General features: G+C 72.2%; 4 protein-coding genes. All 4 read left to right on the top strand.

Annotated elements, in window-relative coordinates; translation table 11 throughout:
- The coding region (locus tag AB0C29_RS24735) for a glycosyltransferase (RefSeq protein ID WP_360824370.1) at positions 1 to 189 on the top strand (189 nt) is incomplete at its 5' end.
- Positions 190 to 276: 87 nt separating this feature from the next.
- On the top strand, positions 277 to 2,268 hold the full coding sequence (locus AB0C29_RS24730) for an ABC transporter ATP-binding protein (RefSeq protein WP_360824367.1): 1,992 nt from the start codon (positions 277 to 279) through the stop codon (positions 2,266 to 2,268).
- A 407-nt stretch (positions 2,269 to 2,675) separates the two neighbouring features.
- Entirely contained in the window at positions 2,676 to 3,023 is a 348-nt protein-coding gene (locus tag AB0C29_RS24725) for a thioredoxin family protein (protein ID WP_360824364.1), read from the top strand.
- 75 nt (positions 3,024 to 3,098) lie between these two features.
- The gene (locus AB0C29_RS24720) at positions 3,099 to 3,512 is read left to right on the top strand and encodes a DUF4395 domain-containing protein (RefSeq protein WP_360824360.1); all 414 of its coding nucleotides are present in this window, start codon (positions 3,099 to 3,101) and stop codon (positions 3,510 to 3,512) included.
- Positions 3,513 to 3,971 lie beyond the last annotated feature (459 nt).

The raw sequence follows: 3,971 nt of genomic DNA, 5'->3' as shown, positions 1-3,971 counted from the left end.
GTCCGGGAGGGCGAGACGGGTTACGTGGTCGGTGGCAGTGACGTGCCGGCGATCGCGGGCCGGCTGGCGGAGCTGCTGGCCGACCCGGCGCGGGCGCAGGCGATGGGCGCGGCCGGGCGGGCGTGGGTCGAGAAGGAATGGCGGTGGGAGACGAAGGCGGCGCAGCTGACCGAGCTGTTGCAACCGTGAATGAGCCCTCACTCCTGGTATATGGATGGACACGCTGTGTTGAGAAGGCGTAGGAACGGCTGAGAGCCCTCGGGACGGGAGCCGTCGATGCAGGACGCCATCCAGCAGCAGGACCCACCGACTCCGACTCCGGCTCCGTCGCCTGAGGCGGCCGGCCCGGGTGACGGGCGGGTGCCGGACGTCGGGCTGGATTCCGGTGGGGACGGCGAGTGGTCCGACGACGCGGAGCTGGCGGTGCCGTACTGGCTGACCAGCACCGAGGAGGCCGCCAACACCACATTCCTGCGGATGCTGCGGCGGTTGCCCCGGCTGCTGCGATCGGCCTGGTCGCTGGCCTGGCAGGCGAGCCGGCGGACCACCATCGCCGTGCTCACGTTCCAGTTGGCCGCGGGAGTGGCCAGTGCGGTCGGGCTCATCAGCGTCGTCGGTGTCTTCGACGGGCTGCTCCGGGAGGGACCGACGCCGGAACGGGTGCGGGCCGCCGTACCCTCGCTGCTTCTGCTCGTCGGCTCCGCGGCCGTGCGCAGTGTGCTGACGTCGGCCGGGGCGGCGGCCAACGGCCGGCTGTCCCCGAAGGTCTCGCAGGCCGCCCAGATGCGGCTGCTGGATCTGACCACCCGCGTCGACCTGTCCACCTTCGACGACCCGGGCTGGCGCGACGCCATGGAACGGGCCCGCGACCGGGGCATCGACGCAGCCCAGTATCTCGTCGACCGGGCCATCGAACTCGGCACCAACCTGATCGGCCTGGCCGCCGCGGCCGGGGTGCTGGCGGTACTGCACCCGGTCCTGCTGCCGCTGCTCGTACTCGCGGTGCTGCCGATCGGGTGGGCCGCCGTGCGCTCCGCCCGGCTGCGCTACCGGCGGATGCTGCGGCTCATCGCCGTCTGGCGGCGCCAGCGGATGCTCGCCGAACTGCTCGCCGCCCGCGAGCCCGCGCCCGAGCTGCGCGCGTTCACCGTGCGGGAGTACCTGCTGGCCGAGGTGCGGCGGCTGCTCGCCGTCTCCACCAACGAGGAGATCCGGATCACCACCCGGCAGATCCGCACCAACCTGGCCGGCACCGCGCTGAGCAGCGTCGCCACCGGACTCACCTACGCCACGTTGCTCTGGCTGCTCTGGACCGGCCGGATGGAACTCGCCGTGGGTGGCGCGGCCGCGTACGCGATCAGCATGGGGATCGGCAAGCTCACCGAACTCGCCCACAGTGCCAACCGGGTCTTCGAACAGGGCCTGTACTTCGCCGACTTCCAAGGATTCTGCGACCTGTCGCTGAGCCGCACCGAGTCCAGCACGGGCGCCGCGGTGCCGGCGCTGGCCCGGGAGATCCGGCTCGACCACGTGACGTTCAGCTATCCCGACGCCGAACGCCCGGCGGTCCGCGACGTCAGCATGACCCTGCGCCGCGGCGAGATCATCGCGCTGGTCGGCGAGAACGGCTCCGGCAAAACTACCCTGGCCGCCCTGCTCGCGGGCCTCTTCCAGCCGCAGAGCGGCAGCATCAGCTGGGACGGCGTCGACCTCACCCGCTACGACCCGGAGACCGTCCGCGGCCAGGTCGCGGTCGTGATGCAGGAACCAACCCGATGGCCGCTCTCCGCGCGGGCCAACATCACCATCGGACGGTACGACCACAGCGTCGAACCCGAACGCGTGCTCGGCGCGGCCCGGGCCGGCGACGCCCACGAATTCGTGATGGAACTCGCCCGCCAGTACGACACGCTGCTGTCCCGGCACTTCACCGACGGCGCCGACCTCTCCGGCGGACAGTGGCAGCGGCTGGCGGTGAGCCGGGCGTTCTACCGCGACGCCCCGCTGCTGATCTGCGACGAACCGACCGCGAACCTCGACGCGCGGGCCGAGCACGACGTGTACCAGCGGCTCCGGGAGCTGGCCGCGGGCCGTACCGTCGTGCTGATCACCCACCGGATGGCCAGCGTGCGCGAAGCGGACCGGATCTTCGTGCTGGACCACGGCGCGGTGGCCGAGGAGGGCGACCACGCGACGCTGATGGCGGCCGAGGGCATCTACGCGGGGCTGTTCTCGTTGCAGGCGAGCGCGTACCAGTCGGCGTCGTAGGTCACATCGCGGCGGCGTGCGGGGCGTGCCAGAGTTGGCTGGTGGACACCACCGGGCTGATCGTTGTTGCGACGGTGCTTGTGCTGGGCACGGTGGCCGGGTTGTGGCGGCGGCGGACCGATGGACGGTTCGTTCCGGGCTCATCGGTTTCTGCTGGGGCAGCCGGTGGGGGATCGGCCTTGGCCGCGCCGGGGCCGGCTGCTGAGCGGCCGGGGGTCGGCGGGGCAGCGGGCGCGACCGGTCTCTCAACCGGCCTCTCGGATGGGCTCTCCTCCGGGCGTGACATCGGCTCATCAGGGCGCGACGTCGGCGTGGGTGGGCGCGACGCTGATTCGTCTCGGGGCGACGCCGGTTCGTCTCGGGGCGACGCCGGTTCCGGTGGACGGGACGTCGAGGCGGGGGAAGCCGTGACTCCGGATCCCGGTGCGGCCGGTCAGCGGATCGATCCGACTTTGCTGGCGCAGCTCGGTGTTCAGCCCGCGCAGGCCACGCTGCTGCAGTTCTCGTCCGCGTTCTGCGCGCCGTGCCGGGCTGTCCGGCGGGTGAGCGGTGAGGTCGCCGCCCTGCTCCCCGGCGTGCGGCACGTCGAGGTGGACGCGGAGAGCCACCTGGACGCGGTCCGCGCGCTGGGCATCTGGCGTACCCCCACGCTGCTGGTCCTGGACGCCGAGGGCCGGGTCGCCAAGCGCGCCACCGGCGTACCGGGAAAGGCCCAACTCATCGCCGTGCTCGGCGACCTGCTGCCAGCCGCCTGACCTGGGAATCTGCACCTCCACGGCGGTGATGGGACTCACCAGGACGACGGCCGCCGGCCGTGTCACGCTCACCGCATGCAGCTTGACCCGCGTGGGCCACGGTTCGCCGCGGCGTTGACCACCCTCGTTCTCGTCGTCGTCCTGGCCACCGGATGGGGCTGGCTCGCGCTGGCCCAGACCGCCGTCTTCGCGATCACCGCCGCTGATCCGCGCCGCGGGCCGTACGCCTTGCTCTACCGCTTCCTCGTCGCGCCCCGGCTCGGGCCGGCCACCGAGCGGGAGGACGCCGCGCCGGTGCGGTTCGCGCAGCTGGTCGGTTTCGCCTTCCTGGCTGTTGCTTCGGTCGGCTACCTGTCCGGGGCTGCGGCTGTCGGGTTGGTGTTCGCGGGGTTCGGGCTGCTGGCGGCCTTCCTCAACGCGGCCTTCGGGCTCTGCCTCGGATGCGAGGCCTACCTCGCCGCCCGCCGGCTGACCGCCCGCCGCGCCTGACGCTCAGCTCGGACGCGGTGCCGCCCCACGGCTCGTCGTCTGCGGCTTGCGGCACCGCGTGTCGCCGTTGTTCGCGGTCAAGGGCCCTGCTCGCCGTTGTTCGCGGTCAAGGCCCCCGCTCGCCGCCGCGCTTGCCGCCCGGAAACTCCCGGCTCGCCGCCAATCTGCCTCGCGGGCTCGTCGCGCTCCTCACCCGTCCCACCTACGGCCCGTTGCTCGCCCACCTGAGGTGGTTGAGGTTGATCTTGTTCCGGGTCGGCTGGGGCGCCGAGGGCGCCCGGCGATTGAGTAGACATATCGCCCACCCGGGTGGCCTTGCCCTAGCTCGACAGGGCTGAAAATAAGTAGCGCCCGGAAACGCCCAAGATGCCGTATCCGTGCCCGGAAAGACAGATCCGCCCGGCACCCTCAGCGAGGGGGTCGGGGGGATGGCGGGAGCCGTTCAGTCAGTGGGGGCGT

It is taken from the genome of Actinoplanes sp. NPDC048791 (assembly GCF_040650095.1).
GTDB lineage: Bacteria > Actinomycetota > Actinomycetes > Mycobacteriales > Micromonosporaceae > Actinoplanes.
The sequence above is the reverse complement of the archived record's forward strand: the minus strand, read 5'-3'. Positions and strand labels throughout refer to the sequence as shown.

Coding starts and splice junctions, on each gene's coding strand:
- AB0C29_RS24720 (WP_360824360.1), top strand. CDS start 3,099: ATGCAGCTTGACCCGCGTGGGCCACGGTTCGCCGCGGCGTTGACCACC.
- AB0C29_RS24730 (WP_360824367.1), top strand. CDS start 277: ATGCAGGACGCCATCCAGCAGCAGGACCCACCGACTCCGACTCCGGCT.